Here is a 19,432-nt window from a genome sequence, read left to right on the forward strand (position 1 = left end):
CACCGAACTCGTCGCCGGCTGTCCCTGGCTACCCACCGGCGCAGCGACCACCTGACCAGTCACCATCGTTACAGCAGGGGTCCTGCTCTGGGTGCCCCTTGACTTGATTCTTGAGTCGGTTACGGAGAACCCGATCAACTTGTGGGGCTCACTGCTGCCTCACCTTTTTGTCTCTGCCGGGTTCTTCCTGGGTGTCTACATCGTTGGCGCGGTCAGCTTGGCAGGAATCGGGGTGATCTTGTACGGAGCGTGGCTGGACGGGACGTTGCTCGGTGAGCGCCGGTGGCTCCGGACGCGGTGGGTGGACCTGTCCACGGCGAATATCGACACGGAGGATGATCCACGGCGAGACGGCATGTCACTGCTGATCGCTCGTTCTCCGGACTCGGAACTCCAGGTGAGATTGCCCATATGTAGAGGAGCGAACAGCCTGCCGCCGGAGGAGTTGATCGCGTTGGCCGACGCCATAACCGGCACAAGGGTGCGTAAGGGCTCGGACGACGCAGCCTTCGTGATCGCAGACCGGCTACGAAACCTAGCTCGATGACTTCTTGGAGGACCTGACGCCTGGAGCGGACGCCAACGGCCGAGCTGCCAGCAGCCGTGCCCGATGCGTGCCCGATACAGCGGTCAATACCGGCGAGCAACGGCACCCCGGCAGCAGCAAGCTGGACGCTCCGTGCTCGCTTGCCAGACAGCACGGCTACCCACGGTATAGATCAACGCGATTCCCAAGCTGAGGGTAAGCGCCACCTACGATGATGTCCGTGCCTCACTGGTCCGACACTGCCCGCGTTGCCGAGGAGCAGGGCGACTGGGAACGAGCGATCGCGATGGTCGGCGCTGTTGCGGAATGCTACAGCTCCGACTACGAGCGCCATGATGCACACCTGTGGCACATGGATCTACTTGCTCGCGCCGGACGTCATGTCGAACTGGCAGCTCTCGGTCAATGCGATGCGCATGCACGCAGACGGCTGAACCGGCTGCTCTACGAGGAAGGCCGTTTGGCGGATCTGCGACAGCGAGCACGGTCCGGAGATAGTGGAGCGCGTTTCTTCCTCGGGCGCCTAGTCGGAGATCGGGATGGTTCGGCTGCCGAGTAGGTGGGTGACCATCTGGGTGACGATCGGGGCGGCCGACGCCGGACACCCACGGACGACGGTGGACTGTTCCGGCAGCTTATCCTGCGGGACGAAGCAGTCACGAGAGTTATGAGGGCAGCAGGGCTGACGGCCCAGATCGCACCCCGGGTCCCGCCCATTACCGTGCGGACGACCCTGCTGCCTGCCGGCGAGTCTGCCACAGTTTTATGTAAATAACTGGACTGAAGGCCATTCTGTAGAAGTATGCGTCACCTACGCTGAACGATCCGTCGTAGTTGAGGCTCAGGGTGGCACCGTCGTCGGACCATCCCTGCTGGCTGTCGGGGTTGGCTTCGACTGTCCATGGCTGACCATGCAGGCCACTGGTGGGAAAGCTGAAGGACTTTAGAGGGCCGACCCCGGCAAGCGTGTCGAGTCCTGTCACTTGAATTTTGAGATCGTCGAAGAGGAGTGGCTCGTTTTGAGGCCACCGCCCAGTCAGCGCGGCGCGAGCACGCACTGCGGCGGCATCTGGATGCCAGGCGACTATATCGGCATCTAGAAGCAGTAGATCGAGCCCGTTCCGCATTTCGCCCCGCAGTATCGAGTGGGATGAAGTTTGAGGAAAGTGGGCAAACGTCGTACCGTTGGGGAAAATGCTAATTTCCATCGGGACCTCGCCGTATGCATTTCCCTTTGGAGGGCGATCGGCGATCAGATCGACGTCACCATCCAATCGGCGGAGCTGGCCGGTGTCTCCCGGTACAAGCCACACGCAGCGGTAGTCGTCTGGCTTGAGGCGGAGTTTGAGGGGAATGCCGTCGGTCATGCTGAATTAATACCAGAGAACACCATCGGAGCCTACCCCCGGCGTTCTGTAATCGGTCACGATCGCAGAGCTCGGCAAATTTTGGGCGACAGTCCAGTCTACTCTATGCCTTGCTCCAGTCCTCAAGAGAGCGACCCCCGACCCGTAGAGAGGCGATGGCGACTTCCGTATGCACTGGAGGTTTGAACAGATAAAACCTGGTGGGGAAGCGGATCTCATATGCGTTCATCGTCAGAGATCGTCAGCTCATACGCCCGCGACAGTCGCTCGGCGACCTCGAACAACGTCTACCAGCCCTTCTGTGGTAAGCAGGGCTATAGCTCGATGGGCAGTACCGACCGAGACGCTGTGTGTCGTCGCCAACTCGGCAACTGCGGGGAGTTGGTCGCCAGGCTTCAGCCGGCCGGTACGGATCTGCTCGCGCAGGTCGTCGGCGATCAGCCGGTACGGGCTGCTCGCGGAGCTGCGCGGCGTCGGGTTGACCGGGCGGGGTGGCATTCGGGCGGCGAGGGTGCCGGCGGCGCGCTGGTCCGACTCGGAGAGCCAGGCGGCGTAGACCCGGAGCGTCGTGGTGCCGCCGCCACCGTGACCGAGTCGGCCGGCGACGGTCCGCACGTCGACACCTGCGTTGATCAGCTCAGTTGCCGAGTAGTGGCGCAGGGCGTGAATGTGGCTGGTGATGCCGAGTCGGGCGGCGAGTCGACCGCACCGCTGGGTAATGGTGTCGGGTCGGTAGCCCCGGCTGTTGTCCGCCTCGGGGGAGAAGACGTAGTCGGCGGGATCTGCCTTCGCATCGAGCTGCGCCAAGCGGTCGATGTACCGGCCGTGCAGTTCCCGCAGCACTTCGATCGTTTCCGGGTCGAGCGCCACCCGTCGCTGCTGGTGGGTCTTGGTGTCCTTCTCCTGCAACTGGCCGTTCTCGTCCAGGTAGGCGCTGCGGCGCAGCGTCAGGACTCCGGCGTCCAGGTCGAGATGGTGCCAGCGCAGGGCGCACAGTTCGCCCCGCCGGGCGCCGGTGGTCATGGCGAGCCAGACCAGGGAACCCCAGTCCGGGTCCTGCCACGCCTCGTTGATGATGCGGGCCGCATCGACCGGGTTCGGCGGTTGCGGGTCGGGGTGCGGTGGGGCCGGCGGTTCTGCCTGCCCTGCCGGGTTGACGGCGATCCAGCGCCACCGGACCGCGCGGCTGAGGGCGCCACTGAGGATCCAGTGGATCTGGCGCACCGATGAGGCGCTGAGCGGCTTGCAGACGTGCGGCCGGCACGTTGCGGTACAGGTGTGCTCGCCGTTGACCCGGTGCTTGACGTACGCCTTGCCGCCGCACCAGTCGCGGCAGCGGCGCAGGCTGGCATAGAACGACTCCAACGTCTCAGCGTCGAGGCGTGCTACCGGCAGCTTGCCGAGCACCGGCCGTACGTGCTTGTTCAGCTTGTTCGTGTAGCCCATCCGGGTGGTCGCCTCGATGTCCGTGACCTCAAGCCAACGGTCGAGCAGTTGATCCAGAGTGGCCCGGGTACGCGGGCTGCGCTTCTCGTCCACCTGGGCCAGTAGCCGGGTACGTGCCTTCTTGGCTTCCCGCTGGGCGTTCCGCCCGGTCGGGATGGTCTTGGTGAGGTAGTGCCGCTTGCCGGTGAGGGGATCGAGTCCTCACGCGGGTGACCCGCTGGGAAAGTTTCGATCTCGCCGCGTGGCCACCGTTGCTCGTTGGCGCCACGAACGGCTCCACGCGGGCCGCGCGAGCGGGAGAAGTGCCTGTGCGCCCGGCAGGATTCGAACCTGCGGCCTTGGGATTAGAAGTCCCCTGCTCTATCCGCTGAGCTACGGGCGCGCGGTGTTACGCGTCAGCAGGGTACCGCCGCCCGTGGCGGTGTGGGCCGCACGGGGGGATGCCAGGCTGGCCAGCACATACTAGGTTTTCATGGGTGCAGGTGACGAGCACCCGCTTTCTTCCGCTCCTGGTGTCCGTGGAGGACGAGCAGGTCGGCCCCGACCATCTGCTCGACGACTTCGCCGACTCGCTCCGGGTGGCGTACTCCTTCGGGCCGCCCTATGGCGAGCGGCTGGTCACCTGGGCCGACCTCGACGCGCTTCGGGTGAACCGGCGGGCGTTGCGGCGGGCCGCCCTGGACAACCTCGACGCGGCGCTGGACGGGCTGCGCGTGCACGGTCAACCACCGGCGCTGATGCTCTCCTTCGCCGGCCTGGAGTGCAGTGTGCTGCTGGTCGACGAGTTCTGGGCGGACCTGCGGCACTCGGTGCCGGGTCAACTGGTGGTGGGGGTACCAGCCCGGGACGTCGTGATCGTGACCAGCAGCCTCTCCGTACCTGGGCTGGAAAAGGTGCGTCGGGGGGTCGACCGGGTGTTCTTCGCCGGTGGTGCCCACCTGCTCAGCCGGGACCTGCTGATCTGGCGGGACGGGGTGTGGCAGCCGTTCACCCCGGGCGGGCCGGCGCCGTCCGGGCCGCCACCCGTACCGGCCCCGAGGCCTGCCGAGTCCGGGCCGTCCGGTCCCGCTAACCGGCCGGTACCGCCGCAGGGTGCTCCGTCGGGCCCTGCGGACCGGGAGTCGTACCCCGAGCGCCGGGCACCCTGGCCGGGGGAGGGGCGGCAGTTCCGGTCCCGGTCCCGGCCGGATCCGCCGCATGGTCCTCCACCCGATGGTCCTCCACCCGGTCCGGCGCCAGGAACGCATCGGCCCAGCGGCCCAACTCGTTGAGCACCTTCTCGCGTACGGCAGGACCGGAGAGGGTCAGGTCGTGCATGCCCCCGTCGAAACGGGCCAGCGTGACGTGGTGCCCGAGGCGGGGAGCCCAGCGGACCATGTGCTCCACGTCGAGTACCGCGTCGGCCAGGGCCGCCGAGTCGTGCCATTTTGTGCTGCGGAAGCTGCGGGTGGAGCAGGCGAGCAGCACCGGTACCGGGATGGCCAGACCGGCACGGAGCTGCTGTTGGGCCCGACGGATCGCGGCCAGCCAGCCGGCGCGTACCGGGAACCCGCCGAGCGGCTTCCAGGCCAGGTCGTAGCTCCATTCGCCGTGGTGCTCGGCGTGCAGGCTCTGGCCGTACACCGGGGAGAGGCCGAGCGGCACGATCCGGTAGGGGGACCGGCCGCCCAACCGGGAGACGGCGGCGGCGAGCGGCCGGCGGACGAACCACGGTGCGTTGAAGTCGAAGAACGGGCTGTTCAGGAAGAGGCCGTCGATGATGCCAGCGTCGCGTCGGGCGTGCGCCCAGAGCGAGGTGATCAGACCGCCGGTCGAGTGGCCGGTGACCAGCAGGGTGCGGTTGCCGTCCCCGCCCCGGATGATCTCCGCTGCCGCGTCCAGCTCGGGGAAGTAGTCGCCGAGGTCGCGGCAGAAGTTCGGGGTCTGGTGGGGCAGCAGACTGCGGCCGTACTTGCGCAGGTCGAGGGCGTAGAAGTCCCAGCCCCGTGCGGTGAGGAAGTCCGCCACATGGGTCTGGAAGAAGTAGTCGACGAAGCCGTGCACGTGCAGCACGGCCCGTCCGGTCGGGCGTTCGGCGCGGCGCCGGACCAGGGTCGCCACCACCGGCCCCTCGTCGTCGGTGCCCAGGTCGATCGTCTGCCGCTCGTACGGCGCTCCCAGCACGTCCGGTTCCATGTTCGCCGACGGTACGCCGGAAAGCTACCGGACGGTAGGTGGGGCGGCGCGTAGCACATTGTGACGTGATCAGGTTCTTTTCCACAGGCGGTTCCGTTGTCCACAGCTTCGCGTCGGTGGGTCGCCCCGGGTACCGCCGAGGGTCCACGCTCTGCGCTGAGTCGACTCGGACGGTGCAACCCAGCAGCCCTGTGGAGGGATCGTGTTCGATACCTACGTAACGGTCATCGGTAATGTCCTAACCGCGCCGGAGTGGCGGCGTACCACCCAGAGCAACACCCTGGTGGCCAACTTCAAGGTCGCCTCGACGGCCCGCCGGCTGGACCGGGAGAGTGGTCGCTGGGTCGACGGGAACAGTCTGCGGGTACGGGTGAACTGCTGGCGGAAGCTGGCCGAGGGGGTGTCCTCCTCGGTCATGGTCGGCGACCCGGTGGTCGTGGTCGGCCGCCTCTACACCCGGGACTGGATCGACGACGCCGGCACCCACCGGACGCTCTACGAGCTGGAGGCGGTGGCGGTCGGTCACGACCTGTCCCGTGGGCGGGGGCGCTTCCTGCGTAACCGGCCGACCCTGGCGACGAGCACGGTGGAGGACGCCGCCGCGGACAGCCGGGTGCACGGTGAGCCCACCGAACCGGTTCCGGACGACCAAGTGCCGGTCGTCCCGCAGGCCGGCCCGATCGACGACGGGTTCGAGCCGCCGGAGCTGCGGTTCACCCCGCCGATCGGGCCCGCGTCCACGGGCGGCCCCACCGGGTACGCCCCGGGGTACGGTCCCGCGCCGACCTTCGGGTACCCGCTGGGTGCCGGTCCGGACCGGGTGGGTGCTGTGGCATCGCCGGGCGCCCCGGTGCCGCCGGGTGCTGTCCTGACGGATGACGAGTTGGCCGAGTTCCTCGACCCGGCCGACCCTGCGAACGAGCCGGATGCCGGGTACCGGGCCGAGCCGACCGATCCGGATGGGGTGGCTGACGGTCTGCGCGGCCCGGAAGAGCCCGGTGACCCCGAGCTGACGGGTCAGGGGTTGACGGACGGCCCGGTGACCGGGGACGGGGAGCAGTCGGCGCGTCCCACCGGCCGGGCCAGGCGTGGGCGGGGCCGGGTTCCGGTGCCGGTCTGACGGTGGGTCCGTCGGCCTGACCCCGGTCAACAGGTCGACCTGACCGGCCAACAGACGGACGGGTGGTGCCGTGCGGGAGATCACACGGCACCACCCCCGTGGTCAGTTCCTGAGCTGCTCCGGATCGAGCGGAGCGGCCGGACCTGCCGGCCCGGTGTTCCGCAGGTGCTTGTTGCTACCCGGCTCGGTGCGGGTCTTGGCGTCGTTCAGTTGCCGGCGCAGGTCGTTGCGGACGTCGTTCAGCGCGTCGTGCAGCGCCTCCTCGGCGGAGGTGGCGACGATCCGGGGTTGACCGGGGATGTGGCACTCCAGGGTCACCTTCTGGCCCCGGGCGGCCCGCTCCTTCACCGTCAGCTCAAGGTCCGTGCCGTTCGCCGGGAAGGCAGCCAGCCGGGTGTTTAGCGGAGCGAACTGCTCGACGATCCAGTTCCGGTCGTTCTGCGAGAAGCCGGCACCGAGGCGCAGGCAGTCGGCGACGGTGGCCGGGTTGGCGTGCGCACTCATGCCGCCACCTCACTGGCGATCGGGAGCTGATCCTGGCTACTGGCAGCGATGTAACTATTCACCATTTTCTGACCTTTCGGCTCGGTCCCTGTTCCGTACCCAGCCGGTGGTGATCTGGAACCAACCGGTGCTCCGGCGGGCACCTGCCGGGGAATGCGGGCGCTGCCCGGGATGACGGTGGCGGTCGGGTGGGTACCGGGCGCCTGCCGGGATGACGGTGGCGGTCGGGTGGGCACCGGACGCCTGCCGGGATGACGTGGCCGTCGGGTGGGCACCGGCCACCGGCCGACGGGGACGGACGGTGACGGCCACTAGGCTCCGGGCGGGGGTGGTAGGGGTGCGGATGAGCACAGCCGGAGTGGCGAACGCTGCCGGGCTGCTGGCCGGGTACGCGCTGGACGCGTGGCTCGGGGACCCACGGCGTGGACATCCGGTGGCCGGATTCGGGCGGTTCGCCGGGGCGCTGGAACAGCGGCTGTACCGGCCGGACCGGCGGGCCGGGGCGGCCTTCACCGCTACGACGGTCGGTGTACCCGTGCTGATCGGTACGGTCGCCGCTGCTGCCACCCGGCGGCATCCGGTGGCGCGCGCGGCCCTGGTCGCCGCCGGCACCTGGACCGTACTCGGCGGCCGGACCCTCAACCGCGAAGCCGACCTGATGCGTCGTGCCCTGCGGCGCGGTGACCTGCCGGCCGCCCGCCGCCGGCTCGGGCACCTCTGCGGCCGGGACCCGTCGACGCTGGACGAGCCCGAGCTGGCCCGCGCCACCGTCGAGTCGGTGGCGGAGAACACCTCGGACGCGGTGGTGGCGCCACTGTTCTGGGGTGCGGTGGCCGGGCTGCCCGGACTGCTCGGCTACCGGGCGGCGAACACCCTGGATGCCATGGTCGGTCACCGGTCGTCACGGTACGCCCGGTTCGGCACCCCGGCCGCCCGGCTGGACGATGTGCTCAACCTGGTGCCGTCCCGGATGACCGGGCTGCTCACGATCGCGCTGGCTCCCCTCGTGGACGGGGACCGCAGCCGGGCCTGGCGGGTCTGGCTCCGGGACCGGGACGACCACCCGAGCCCGAACGCCGGGCAGTGTGAGGCGGCCATGGCCGGCGCGCTCGGTGTCCGGCTCGGCGGTCGCAACGTCTACTTCGGGCGGTCCGAGGTGCGGCCGTTCCTCGGTGACGGGCCCCGGCCCGAGGCCCGGCACATCAGGCGGGCGACCCGACTGTCGGGTGCGGTGGGGCTGGCGGCACTGGTCGGATCGGTCGGACTCGCCGTGGCTCTCCCCGGGCTCGTCCGGGCCATTGTGCCCACCCTCCGCCGGGCCGCAGCCGTCCCGGGCGGGCCAGGGCACCGGTTGCCCGGCACCCCAGGAAGTGGCAGCCGGTGAGCGGGGGACTGCTGGTCGCCGGTACCACCTCCGACGCCGGCAAGAGCGTGCTCACCGCCGGGATCTGCCGCTGGCTGCACCGGCAGGGCGTCAGGGTGGCGCCGTTCAAGGCGCAGAACATGTCCAACAACTCGGCGGTGGTCGTCGGACCGGACGGGCGGGGCGGGGAGATCGGCCGGGCCCAGGCCATGCAGGCCGCCGCCTGCGGCGTCGCCCCGGACCTCCGGTTCAACCCGGTCCTGCTCAAGCCGGGCAGCGACCTGTCCAGCCAGGTGGTGCTGCTCGGCGAGGCGGTCGACACGGTCACCGCCGGCAACTTCCGAAGCCTGCGACCCCGGCTGGCGCAGACCGCGTTCGCCGCGCTCGACGAGTTGCGCGGGGCGTACGACGTGGTCGTCTGCGAGGGGGCGGGCAGCCCGGCGGAGATCAACCTGCGCAGCAGCGACTACGTCAACCTCGGGCTGGCCCGGTACGCCAACCTGCCCACCATCGTGGTCGGGGACATCGACCGGGGCGGGGTGTTCGCCGCCCTCTTCGGTACCGTCGCCCTGCTGGAGCCGGCCGATCAGGCCCTCGTCGCCGGCTTTGTGATCAACAAGTTCCGGGGGGACCGGGGACTGCTCGCCCCGGGGCTGGACATGCTGGCCTCGGTCACCGGGCGACCGACGTACGGGGTGCTGCCCTGGCACCTCGATCTCTGGCTGGACGCCGAGGACTCCCTCGCCTACGGCCGGGTGCTCGGCCGGCCGGCAGCACCGGTCGGCGCCGAGTGGCTGGACGTCGCCGTCGTCCGGCTGCCCCGCATCTCCAACGCCACCGACGTGGAGGCGCTGGCCACCGAACCGGGCGTCCGGGTGCGCCTGACCGTCGAGCCGGCCGAGCTTGCCGCCGCCGACCTGGTCGTCCTGCCCGGCAGCAAGTCCACCGTCGACGACCTGGCCTGGCTACGGGAGACCGGCCTCGCCGACGCGGTACGCGCGCACGTCGCCGCCGGGCGGCCGCTGCTCGGCATCTGCGGTGGCTTCCAGATGCTGGGCCGGGTGATCCACGACGAGGTGGAGAGCCGGCGGGGCAGCGTACCCGGGCTGGGCCTGCTGCCGGTCGAGATCACCTTCGCCGGGCGGAAGACCGTCACGCGGTCGTCCGGCACGGCTGACGGGGACGTCCCGGTCTCCGGTTACGAGATCCACCACGGGTACGTCTCCCGTACCGACCCGGGACTGTCACCAGTGCTCAGATACGCCGACGGCCGGGACGAAGGGGCGATCCTCGGCAACGTCGCCGGCACCCACTGGCACGGCGCTTTCGAGTGCGACGGGTTCCGCCGGCGTTTCCTCACCACGGCGGCCCGACAGGCCGGGCGTACCGGCTTCCGGGTCGCCCCGGACACCTCGTTCCAGGCGGTCCGGGACCGTGCCCTCGACCTGCTCGGGGACCTGGTCGAGGAACACCTGGACACCGCCGCACTGTGGCGGTTGATCGACGAGGGCTGCCCCGCCGGCCTGCCGTTCGTACCGCCCGGCGCACCGGCCCCGCCGGCATGAGCGGATCGTCGGCCCGGGTGGTCGAGTCGTACGCCGGACTCGCCGACCGGGTGCTGCGGGCACCGGCGCGGTTGGGGCGTACCCGACTGGTCGCCGTCGACGGGCCGAGCGGGGCGGGCAAGACGGTGTTCGCGGCCCGGCTGGCCGCTGCCTTCGCCGCCCTGCCCGGGGCGGGACCGCCCCCGGTGGTGCACGCCGACGACCTGCTGGACGGCTGGGCCGACCAGTTCACCTTCTGGCCCCGGCTGGAGGAGACGGTGCTGGCTCCGCTGCGGGCCGGGCGGCCCGGTGGCTACCACCGGTACAGCTGGGTCCGGCGGTGTTTCACCCCCCGCCTGGTGCCGGTGCCGCCGTCCCCGGTGGTGATCCTGGAGGGGGTGGGGGTGGCCCGGTCCGCGATCCGCGCGGAGCTGGCCCTCGCGGTCTTCGTCACCGCGCCCACCCGGCTGCGGGTGGCCCGCGCGCTGGCCCGGGACGGGGCGGAGGTGGCCGCCGCGTTGGTCCGCTGGCGCCGGAACGAGCGGGCCCACTTCACCACCGAGGCCACCCGGCGGCATGCGGACCTTGTCGTCGACGGTGCCCCGGAGCTGCCGCACGATCCCGGGCGGTGCTATGTCCGGATCGGCGGCACCGCCGACCGGCGCGGCGGGCTGCGTCGACGCGGCGCCCGTCCGGTCCGGTCCCCGGTGGCGAGGTAAGGCCGGAATACCATCTCGGTCATGACCATACCGACCATGACCGAAGCCGAGCTGCGGGCCGCCGTCGAGCGGGAACTCCCTGGCGTCCGGGCCGACCTGGAACGACTCGTCCGTGTCCCGGGCGTCGCTTTCGACGGCTTCGACCACTCCCACGTCGAGCGCTCCGCCGAGGCCGTGGCCGAGCTGCTGCGCGGCTGCAACCTCGACGTACAGATCGTCCGCTCGGGCGGTCAGCCCGCGGTGATCGGCAAGCGCCCGGCACCGCCCGGCGCGCCGACCGTGCTGCTCTACGCCCACCACGACGTCCAACCGGTGGGCGACCGGTCGCTCTGGGAGAGCGAGCCGTTCGAGCCGGTCGAGCGGAACGGACGGCTGTACGGACGCGGCGCCGCCGACGACAAAGCCGGTATCATGGCGCATGTCGCGGCGCTGCGGGCGTTCGGTGACGCGCTGCCGGTCGGCGTGGTCCTGTTCATCGAGGGCGAGGAGGAGTACGGCTCCGACTCGTTGGAGCGGCTGCTGGCCGAGCACCGGGACGAGATCGCCTCGGATGTCATCGTGATCGCCGACTCGACCAACTGGGACATCGGCGTACCGGCCCTGACCACCTCGCTGCGCGGCATCGTCAACTGCTTCGTCGAGGTTTGTACCCTCGGCCAGGCCGTGCACAGCGGGATGTTCGGCGGGCCGGTCCCGGATGCGCTGACCACGCTGGCCCGCCTGCTCGCCACACTGCACGACGACGCCGGGAACGTGGCGGTCGCCGGGCTGGTCGCCCGGGAGGCCGCGACCGTCGACTATCCGGAGGACCGGCTACGGGCCGAGGCGGGCATGGTCGACGGGGTCTCCTTCATCGGTTCCGGCCGGCTCACCGACCGGATCTGGTCGAAGCCGGCGCTGGCGGTACTTGGTATCGACGCTCCGGCGACCGGCGAGGCGCCGAACGCCCTGGTGCCGGTGGCGAAGGCCAAGCTGAGCCTGCGGCTCGCCCCGGGTGACGACCGGAAGCAGGCGTACGCGGCGCTCGCCGCGCACCTGGAGAAGAACGTGCCCTGGGGCGCGCAGGTGATGGTGACCTTCGAGCACGACGGCGACCCGTGCGTCATCGACGCCTCGGGGCCGATGTTCGACGCCGCGCGTGCCGCGTTCCGGTCCGCCTGGGACGGCACCGCGCCGGTCGACGTCGGCATCGGTGGCTCGATTCCGTTCATCGCCACCTTCCAGGAGATGTTCCCGCAGGCCGCGATCCTGGTGACCGGCGTGGAGGACCCGCACGCGCGGGCGCACGGGCCGAACGAGAGCCTGCACCTGGGCGAGTTCGCCCGGACCTGCCTGGCCGAGGCCCTGTTGCTGGCGAACGTGGCCCGCGCCGCCCGGTCGGCTGCCGGCTGATCCGTCCGGTCCTGGCCCGCGCCGCCCCGGTCGGCTGCTGGCTGATCTGTCCGGTCCTGGCCCGCGCCGCCCGGTCGGCTGCTGGCCAGACGGGTCGGGCCGGACCCGGACAAGTGGACTGGCCTGGAGAAACACGGGCGAAAACGGGGCGCAGGACGGTCGACTGGGCTACCCTGTCGAACATGCGTTCGAATGAAGCGATCGCGCGGCTCGACGCCGCGATCAGTGCCCTGGGGGACGTCCACGTCTCCGCGTGGCCAGAGGACACGCTCCGGGAGCAGCTCGGTGAGCTCTCCACCGCCCTCTGCACGCTCGATGCGCTGCTTTCCCGGATCGCCGACGAGGTGCGGGCCCGGGGGCTGCGGATCGAGGAGCCCGTTTCCGCCTGAGCGGCGGGCGTGCCCGACCGCTGCTGCCCGCCCGCCCGGCTGGGACGGGCAGGTGGGCAGCAGCGGTCGATCCGGCACCGTCGTCGGTGGTGGCTGGCAGGATGGGCCCGTGCGGTTCCTCGATCTGGCAGCCACCTCCGCCGCGGTCGGTGCGACCTCCGGCCGGCGGGCGAAGGTCGAGCTACTGGCCGCCGCCCTGCGGGCCCTGGATCCCGGCGAGCTGCCGGCCGGTTCCGGCTATCTCGCCGGTGAGCTGCGGCAACGGCAGACCGGCGTCGGCCACGCCAGCCTGCGGGAGTTGCCCCCGCCGGCAGCGGTGCCGACCCTGACCGTCGCCTCGGTGGACGCGGCCATCGCCGAGTTGGCCGAGGTGCGCGGGCCGGGCTCGCAGGCCCGGCGTCGGGAGCTGCTCCACGCGCTGTTCGCCGCCGCCACCGCTGACGAGCAACGCATGCTGGTCGGGTTGTTCAGTGGTGAACTGCGCCAGGGCGCCCAGGCGGGTCTGCTGGCGGACGCGGTCGCCAGGGCGGCCGACGTGCCGCTGGCCCTGGTCCGGCGGGCCCTGCTGGTCGCCGGTGACCTGCGTGCGGTGGCGGTCGCCGCGTTGACCGGCGGTGCCGCCGCGCTCCAGGGGTTCACCCTTCGGGTCGGGCGGCCGTTGGCGCCGATGCTGGCGCAGAGCGCGCCCACGGTCGACGAGGCGCTCGGCGCGACCGGTACCCCCGCCGTGGTGGACGTCAAACTCGACGGGATCCGCATCCAGGTGCACCGGTCCGGCTCGGACATCGCCGTCTTCACCCGCAGCCTCGACGAGATCACCGCCCGGGTACCGGAGGTGGTGGCCGCCGTGCGGGCCCTGCCGGCCCGCGAGCTGGTGCTCGACGGTGAGGCGATCGGGCTCGACGAGACCGGCCGCCCACTGCCGTTCCAGCAGACGTCGAGCCGGGCCGCCCGGCGGACCACCCCCAGCACCACCGGCACGTCGCCGGTCGCACCGGCCGTGCTCGCGGCGGCGGCCACCACCGGCGCGACGGTGCTCACCCCGTACTTCTTCGACCTGCTCCACCTCGACGGCACCGACCTGCTCGATCAACCTGGCCGGGACCGGTGGGCGGCGCTCGCGGCCGTCGTCGATCCGCCGCTGCTGGTCGGTCGGGTCGAGGTGGACCGGGTCGAGCAGGCGGCCGAGGCGTTCGCCGCCGCCGTCGACGCCGGCCAGGAGGGCGTCGTGGTCAAGGCGCCCGATGCGCCGTACGACGCGGGCCGGCGGGGCGCGGCCTGGGTCAAGGTCAAGCCCCGGCACACCCTCGACCTGGTGGTGTTGGCCGTGGAGTGGGGCAGCGGACGGCGGCGCGGATGGCTCTCCAACCTGCACCTCGGCGCCCGGGACCCGGCCACCGGCGGGTTCGTGATGCTCGGCAAGACGTTCAAGGGGCTCACCGACGAGCTGCTGCGCTGGCAGACCGAACGGTTCCTGGAGCTGGCGGTCGAACGGGGGGAGTGGGTGGTCCGGGTACGGCCGGAGCAGGTGGTGGAGGTCGCCTTCGACGGGGTGCAGACCAGTCCCCGCTACCCGGGCGGGGTCGCGCTCCGGTTCGCCCGGGTGGTCCGCTACCGCGCGGACAAGAGCGCCGCAGAAGCCGACACCATCGACACCGTCCGGGCCATCCACGCCGGCCGACCCACCGGCTGACCGGCCAGGGGTCGCAGCCGGATCAGACCGGGGCGGTCGGGGCCGGCTCGGCGGCCCGGTCCAGCGGCGCGGGGGCGCCGCCCGACCCGCCCCGGGCCTCCCGACGGGCCAACCAGCCGTACGCGAAGAGCGCCATCACCGCGAAGATCCACCACTGGGCCGCGTACCCGCCGTTGAGCCAGTTGTTCTCGTGTTTGATCGGGATCGGCTCGAAGACCGCAGGCTCGCCCGATGCGGCCTGCTCCTCCAGCAGCAGGTAGGCACCATGGACCGGGTAGGGCAGCTCGCGGGCGAGCCGTTCCACCCCGACCCGCCGGGTCTCGATCCGGCCGTTGCGGCGGTCCACCCTCCCGGGATTGCTCTCGGTCAGGTGCACCCGGCCGACGACCGTCACCTCGCCGGTCGGCGCGTCGGGGATCTGCGGCTGGGCGGTGGCCCCGCCGGGCGCCGGCGGCACCCAACCCCGGTCCACCAGGACCGCCGACCCGTCGGCGAGCACCAGCGGGGTGAGCACCTCGAAGCCGACCCGGCTCTCGACGGTACGACCCCGGACCAGGATCACGTTCGCGTTGTCGTACCGGCCGGTGGCGGTGACCCGGGTCCAGGCGGTGTCGGCCGACGGCGCGGGCCCGGCGGTGCCCGCCGGGCCGGTCGGTGCGGGCAGCCGGTCGCGCAGCGGTGCGGGCGCGACCCGCCCGGCGTTGTCGATCCGGTCGTTGATCGCGGTGCGTTCCTCGTACCGGTTGAACTGCCACATGCCGAGCAGCACCATCACCGCCGAGGCGGCCAGCGTCAGGGCGAGGATGCCCAGCCAGCGTGGGGTGGACAGGAACCGGTACACGCCCACGAGGTTACCCGGGTGCCCGGGGCCACCCGCCGGCACCGGCGGTACGGCGCGGCGGTCGTCGTCCGATCCGGGCGGTTCGTCGGGTCCGGCGGGAAGATCGGTTGGGTATCGTCACGCGGGCGGATCCGGCCCCGCCGTGACCGCCGCTGGCCCGTGCCATGATCTGCGTCCGATCGAGGAGTCGACGATGACCGTCGTGCCGCGCGTGGTGCTCAGCGCGCCCTCCTCCGGACACGGCAAGACGGCCGTGGCCGTGGGCCTGCTCGCCGCCTTCGCCGCCCGTGGGCTGGCCCCGGCCGCCTTCAAGGTCGGCCCCGACCAGGTCGATGCCGCGTACCTGGGGTTGGCCGCCGGCCGGGCGGGACGCAACCTCGACCCCCGGCTGGTCGGTGCGGCCCGGATCGCGCCGCTCTTCGCGCACGGGGCGGCCGGCGCCCGGATCGCCGTGGTCGAGGGGACCATGGGGCTCTACGACAGCGTCGCCGGCCGGCCGGAGACCGAGTCGACCGCCGCCGTGGCCACCGCATTGCGCAGCCCGGTGGTGCTGGTCGTCGACGTGGCCACCATGGGCCAGTCGGTCGCCGCGCTGGTGCACGGCTTCCGGGCGTACGACGAACTGCTCTGGCTCGGTGGGGTGATCCTCAACCGGGTCGCCTCGGAGCGGCACGGTGAGCTGCTGCGGGAGGCGCTGGACGACATCGCGGTGCCGGTCCTCGGCGCGCTGGGGCGGGGCGACCTGCCGCCCGTACTGCCGGCCCGGGAGCGTGGCGTGGTGCCGGCGCTGCGGGCCGACGCCGAGGCGGTCCGCGCCGTGCAGCGGCTCGGCGCGGCGGTCGCCGCCCGGGTCGACGTGGACCGGTTGGCCGCGTTGGCCGGCTCGGCGCCACCGATGCCGGTCGAACCGTGGTCGCCGGTCGAATCGTGGTCGCCGGCCGGGCCGCCGTCGGCGGAGCCGACCGCCGGACCACGACCGGTGGTCGCCCTCGCCGGTGGGCCGCAGGGCTCGTACAGCCATCCGGAGACCGCCGAGCTGCTCACCGCCGCCGGGGCCGAGGTGGTGACCGTCGACCCGCTGCGCGACGAGTCGCTGCCGCCCGGTACCGCCGCCCTGGTGGTCGGCGGCGGGCTGCCCGAGTCGTACGCCGGGGAACTGTCCGCCAACCGGCGGCTCGGTGCCGGGGTCGCCGGGCTGGCCCGGGCCGGCCGTCCGGTGCTTGCCGAGGGCGCCGGGCTGCTCTGGCTGGCCCGGGAGGCCGACGGCCGGCCGATGTGCGGGGTGCTCGACACCACCGCGACCACCCGGGACGGCGTCGTCGTCGGCTACCGGACGGCGGTGGCCGGCACGGACAGCCTGGTGGCCCCGGCCGGGACCCGGGTGGTCGGTTACAAGTGCCACCGCGTCGTGCTCACTCCCCGGGCCGGCGCCGGGCCGGCCTGGAACTGGCCCGGCGGAGCCCCGGAGGGGTTCGTCTGGCGGGGCGTGCACGCCTCCCAGTTGAGCCTGCACTGGGCCGGGCTGCCGGAGATCGCCCGCCGGGTGGTCGACGCGGCGGCCCGGCCGGAACGGAACGAGGTGGGAACGTGATCGGTCAGGTGGCGGTACGCCGGTTCCCGATGCTGACCGTCTCCACACCCCGTACCGAGGTGCGCCCGCTGCTCCCGGAGGACGCGAAGGCGGTGGACGGGATCTTCGCCGACCGGCAGACCCAGCGCTGGCTGCCGGTGCGGGAGGAATCCGGCCAGATCGACGGGTCCGCGTGGTGCACCGACCTGGCCTGGCAGCGGCGGGACAGCGGCGACGGTGACCACTACGCGGTGCTCCGCCGGGAGGACGACCGGCTGGTCGGCTGCCTCTGGACCCGGCGTACCGACTGGGGTGCCCAGGTGACCGAGGTGTCGTACGCGGTCGCGGCGGAGGCCCGGGGCTTCGGGCTGGCCGCCGAGGCGGTCGACGCGTTGGCCATCGCGCTGATCCTGGAGCACGGCTTCCACCGGGTGGAGCTGCGGGTGGCCCCCGGCAACGTGGCGTCCCGGCGGGTGGCGGAGAAGGCCGGGTTCAGCTACGAGGGACTGCTCCGCAACGCCGGGGTGGTCCGGGGCGGCCGGGTCGACCTGGAGGTCTGGTCCTTCGTCGCCGCCGACCTGCGCTGACCGGACGGCCCTGGACGCCCGGGCTCACCCGCCCACGATCGCGTCGGACGGTTCGGGGAACTGGCGTACCGGTTGCCCCTCCAGCGCGTCGTGCAGGGTCCCCGCGACCGCGGCGATCGGTCTCTGGGACTGGCCGTCACCGACGGCGTTGAACGGGTTGTCCGGGTCGGCGATGAAGCTGGCCGCCGCGAGTTCCGGGGTGTACCCGACGAACCAGGCGGACCGGGTGCTGTCCGTGGTACCGGTCTTGCCGGCGACCGGGCGGCCCACCGTGCCCCGGACGCTGTCCGCCGTCGACCAGCCGCCGCACGAGCCCTTGGCCGGGGTGTCACCGGTCGGGCAGCGGGCCGCGTCGGTGGCCGCCCGGGCGGCGTCCGCGGTCACCGCCTGCCGGCAGCGCGGCTTGGCGACCTCCTGCACCATCCCGGAGGCGGTGATGTACCGGGCCGGTGTGCCGTCCGGTTGGCTGACCTCCAGGACCGGCAGGGCCTCGCAGAACCGGCCGTCCGCCGCGATCGCCGCATACGCGTTCGCCATCTCCAACGGGGTGGCGTCGGAGACACCCAGGGTGAAGGCGCCCCAGGTGTTCGCCTTCTCCGCCGAGGCCATGTCCCGGTCCACGTCGGTACGCCAGCGCAGCCCGAGCCGTTCGGCCAGCCGGACCGCCTTCTCGGCGCCGACCTGCTCCTCCAGCCACACGAAGTACGTGTTCACCGACTTGCCGAAGCCGGACCACATGGTCTGCCGCCCGGTCATCGCGCCGCTGGCGTTGGAGGGTGCCCAACCGTTGTAGATCTCCGACTGGTACCGGTGCGGCGAGTCGAACGCGGTGGAGAGCGGCATGCCCTGGTCGAGGGCGGCCAGCATGACGAACATCTTGAACGTCGACCCGGCCTGGTACCCGGGGAGTGTGCCGCCGCCGAGCAGCGGGGCGACCGTGTTCGGGTAGTTGCTCTTCATCTTGCTGGTCGCGTTCGGGTTGGTGTGCTCGCCGTTGTTGCTGAGGTCCAGCGAGTAGGTCCGGTTGACCGCCATCGCCTTGACCCGGCCGGTTCCGGGCTCGACGGCGACCAGGCCGTGCGCGAACGGGCTGCCGGTGCTCTCCTTGGCGCCGATGTTCTTCTCGGCGGCCTCCTGCACCTTCGGGTCGAGGCTGAGCACGATCTTGTAACCGCCCCGGCGTAGCGCGTCGATGCGTTCCAGCGGGTTCTCCCCGAACGCCGGTTGGGCGCTCCACCAGTTTTTCAGGTAGTCGCAGAAGAAACCCCAGCTGTTGTACTTTTCCGGCAGGGCGGTGCAGTCCCGGGGCGGGTCGGTCAGGTCCAGCCGGATCGGCTCGCGCTTCAGCTTCTGCACCATGTCGGGGGAGATGTACCCCATGACCTGCATCCGGTCGAGTACGTAGTTGCGCCGGTCGGTGGCGGCCTTCTGGTCGGAACTGGCCGGGTCGTACTCGGAGGGGGACTTGACCAGTCCGGCGAGGGTGGCCGCCTCGACCTGGGTGAGGTCCTTGGGCTTCTTGGAGAAGAAGATCTCCGACGCGGCGTAGATGCCGTACGCCCGGTGGCCGAAGTACGCGGAGTTCAGGTAGCGCTCCAGGATCTCCGGCTTGCTGAGCTTCTTCTCCAGGTCGATGGCCGTCCGCATCTCGCGGATCTTGCGCATGCTGGTCTGCGCGGTGGCCTCCTGCACCTCCTTCGGGGTGGTGGCGCTGTCCCGCAGGGCCATCCGGACGTACTGCATGGTCAGCGTCGAGGCGCCCTGGGACACCCCGCCGGACTGGGAGTTGACCACGAAGGCACGGGCCACACCCTTGGCGTCCACCCCGTGGTGGGTGTAGAAGCGGGTGTCCTCGGCCGCAACGATCGCCTGCTGCATGTGCGGCGAGATGGCCGACAGCGGTACGTAGGTCCGGTACTCCTCGTAGAACATGGTCAGCGGGGTGCGCCCGTCACTGGCGTAGACGTACGAGGTCTGCGCGGGACGGACGTCGCGCAGCATCGACGCCTTCTCCCGGACCGCGTCGGCGGTGGTCTTCGCACCGATGCCGAAGGCGGCGGCGAGGGGGTAGGCGGCGGCGGCCAGGACGATGCCGGCGATGAGCCCGGCACGGAACAGGGGTACGAGCCGACCCGTGGCGGCGAGGGGTTGTCTCACGACCTCAAGCTATGAAAC

Annotated in this window: 16 protein-coding genes and 1 tRNA gene; 10 read left to right on the top strand and 7 right to left on the bottom strand. The window is 71.6% G+C overall.

Features of this window, described 5'->3' with window-relative positions; genetic code table 11:
- Nucleotides 1–91 precede the first annotated feature (91 nt).
- Nucleotides 92–547 (top strand): hypothetical protein, encoded by a 456-nt coding sequence (locus tag V6U90_RS10710; RefSeq protein WP_334434054.1) that lies wholly within the window; start codon nt 92–94, stop codon nt 545–547.
- 716 nt (nt 548–1,263) lie between these two features.
- On the opposite strand, the gene V6U90_RS10715 is transcribed toward V6U90_RS10710, so the two are convergent.
- The 4 genes from V6U90_RS10715 to V6U90_RS10735 form a co-directional block, all read right to left on the bottom strand.
- Nucleotides 1,264–1,914 (bottom strand): hypothetical protein, encoded by a 651-nt coding sequence (locus V6U90_RS10715; protein ID WP_334434056.1) that lies wholly within the window; start codon nt 1,912–1,914, stop codon nt 1,264–1,266.
- Between the two features lie 246 nt (nt 1,915–2,160).
- On the bottom strand, nt 2,161–3,453 hold the full coding sequence (locus V6U90_RS10720; protein ID WP_334434058.1) for a tyrosine-type recombinase/integrase: 1,293 nt from the start codon (nt 3,451–3,453) through the stop codon (nt 2,161–2,163).
- 216 nt (nt 3,454–3,669) lie between these two features.
- Nucleotides 3,670–3,742 (bottom strand) — tRNA-Arg (locus tag V6U90_RS10725).
- Nucleotides 3,743–4,428: 686 nt separating this feature from the next.
- Nucleotides 4,429–5,535 (bottom strand): alpha/beta hydrolase, encoded by a 1,107-nt coding sequence (locus V6U90_RS10735; protein ID WP_442933561.1) that lies wholly within the window; start codon nt 5,533–5,535, stop codon nt 4,429–4,431.
- 202 nt (nt 5,536–5,737) lie between these two features.
- Here V6U90_RS10735 and V6U90_RS10740 point away from each other — a divergent pair, with 202 nt between their 5' ends.
- Nucleotides 5,738–6,655 (top strand): single-stranded DNA-binding protein, encoded by a 918-nt coding sequence (locus tag V6U90_RS10740; protein WP_334434062.1) that lies wholly within the window; start codon nt 5,738–5,740, stop codon nt 6,653–6,655.
- 102 nt (nt 6,656–6,757) lie between these two features.
- Here V6U90_RS10740 and V6U90_RS10745 read toward each other — a convergent pair whose 3' ends face one another.
- Nucleotides 6,758–7,159 (bottom strand): HPF/RaiA family ribosome-associated protein, encoded by a 402-nt coding sequence (locus tag V6U90_RS10745; RefSeq protein ID WP_334434064.1) that lies wholly within the window; start codon nt 7,157–7,159, stop codon nt 6,758–6,760.
- A gap of 343 nt (nt 7,160–7,502) precedes the next feature.
- Between V6U90_RS10745 and V6U90_RS10750 the strand changes: the two genes are divergently transcribed.
- The 6 genes from V6U90_RS10750 to V6U90_RS10775 all read left to right on the top strand — a co-directional run bounded on the left by V6U90_RS10750 (nt 7,503) and on the right by V6U90_RS10775 (nt 14,259).
- The gene (locus tag V6U90_RS10750) at nt 7,503–8,543 is read left to right on the top strand and encodes a cobalamin biosynthesis protein (protein WP_334434066.1); all 1,041 of its coding nucleotides are present in this window, start codon (nt 7,503–7,505) and stop codon (nt 8,541–8,543) included.
- Nucleotides 8,540–10,087 (top strand): cobyric acid synthase, encoded by a 1,548-nt coding sequence (locus V6U90_RS10755; protein WP_334434068.1) that lies wholly within the window; start codon nt 8,540–8,542, stop codon nt 10,085–10,087. The genes V6U90_RS10750 and V6U90_RS10755 overlap by 4 nt, the downstream gene beginning before the upstream one ends.
- The gene (locus tag V6U90_RS10760) at nt 10,084–10,785 is read left to right on the top strand and encodes a uridine kinase family protein (protein ID WP_442933562.1); all 702 of its coding nucleotides are present in this window, start codon (nt 10,084–10,086) and stop codon (nt 10,783–10,785) included. The genes V6U90_RS10755 and V6U90_RS10760 overlap by 4 nt, the downstream gene beginning before the upstream one ends.
- 21 nt (nt 10,786–10,806) lie before the next feature.
- Nucleotides 10,807–12,177 carry a dipeptidase gene (locus V6U90_RS10765; RefSeq protein ID WP_334434070.1) on the top strand — a complete coding sequence of 457 codons (1,371 nt, stop codon included), beginning with the start codon at nt 10,807–10,809 and terminating at the stop codon, nt 12,175–12,177.
- A gap of 182 nt (nt 12,178–12,359) precedes the next feature.
- Nucleotides 12,360–12,566: a hypothetical protein gene (locus tag V6U90_RS10770; RefSeq protein ID WP_334434072.1), complete on the top strand. Its 207-nt coding sequence runs from the start codon at nt 12,360–12,362 to the stop codon at nt 12,564–12,566.
- A gap of 109 nt (nt 12,567–12,675) precedes the next feature.
- A complete protein-coding gene (locus V6U90_RS10775) occupies nt 12,676–14,259 on the top strand; it encodes an ATP-dependent DNA ligase (RefSeq protein ID WP_334434074.1) in 1,584 nt (527 codons plus the stop codon).
- 22 nt (nt 14,260–14,281) lie between these two features.
- On the opposite strand, the gene V6U90_RS10780 is transcribed toward V6U90_RS10775, so the two are convergent.
- On the bottom strand, nt 14,282–15,106 hold the full coding sequence (locus V6U90_RS10780) for an SURF1 family cytochrome oxidase biogenesis protein (protein WP_334434075.1): 825 nt from the start codon (nt 15,104–15,106) through the stop codon (nt 14,282–14,284).
- Nucleotides 15,107–15,293: 187 nt separating this feature from the next.
- On the opposite strand from V6U90_RS10780, the gene V6U90_RS10785 reads away from it, so the two are divergent.
- Nucleotides 15,294–16,691 (top strand): cobyrinate a,c-diamide synthase, encoded by a 1,398-nt coding sequence (locus V6U90_RS10785; protein WP_334434077.1) that lies wholly within the window; start codon nt 15,294–15,296, stop codon nt 16,689–16,691.
- Entirely contained in the window at nt 16,688–17,257 is a 570-nt protein-coding gene (locus tag V6U90_RS10790) for a GNAT family N-acetyltransferase (RefSeq protein WP_334434079.1), read from the top strand. The genes V6U90_RS10785 and V6U90_RS10790 overlap by 4 nt, the downstream gene beginning before the upstream one ends.
- A 24-nt stretch (nt 17,258–17,281) precedes the next feature.
- Here the strand turns inward: V6U90_RS10790 and V6U90_RS10795 are convergent, their stop codons facing one another.
- Nucleotides 17,282–19,414, bottom strand: a complete 2,133-nt coding sequence (locus V6U90_RS10795; protein WP_334434081.1) for a transglycosylase domain-containing protein — start codon at nt 19,412–19,414, stop codon at nt 17,282–17,284.
- Between the last annotated feature and the right edge of the window lie 18 nt (nt 19,415–19,432).

Source organism: Micromonospora sp. CPCC 206060 (assembly GCF_036906895.1).
GTDB lineage: Bacteria > Actinomycetota > Actinomycetes > Mycobacteriales > Micromonosporaceae > Micromonospora.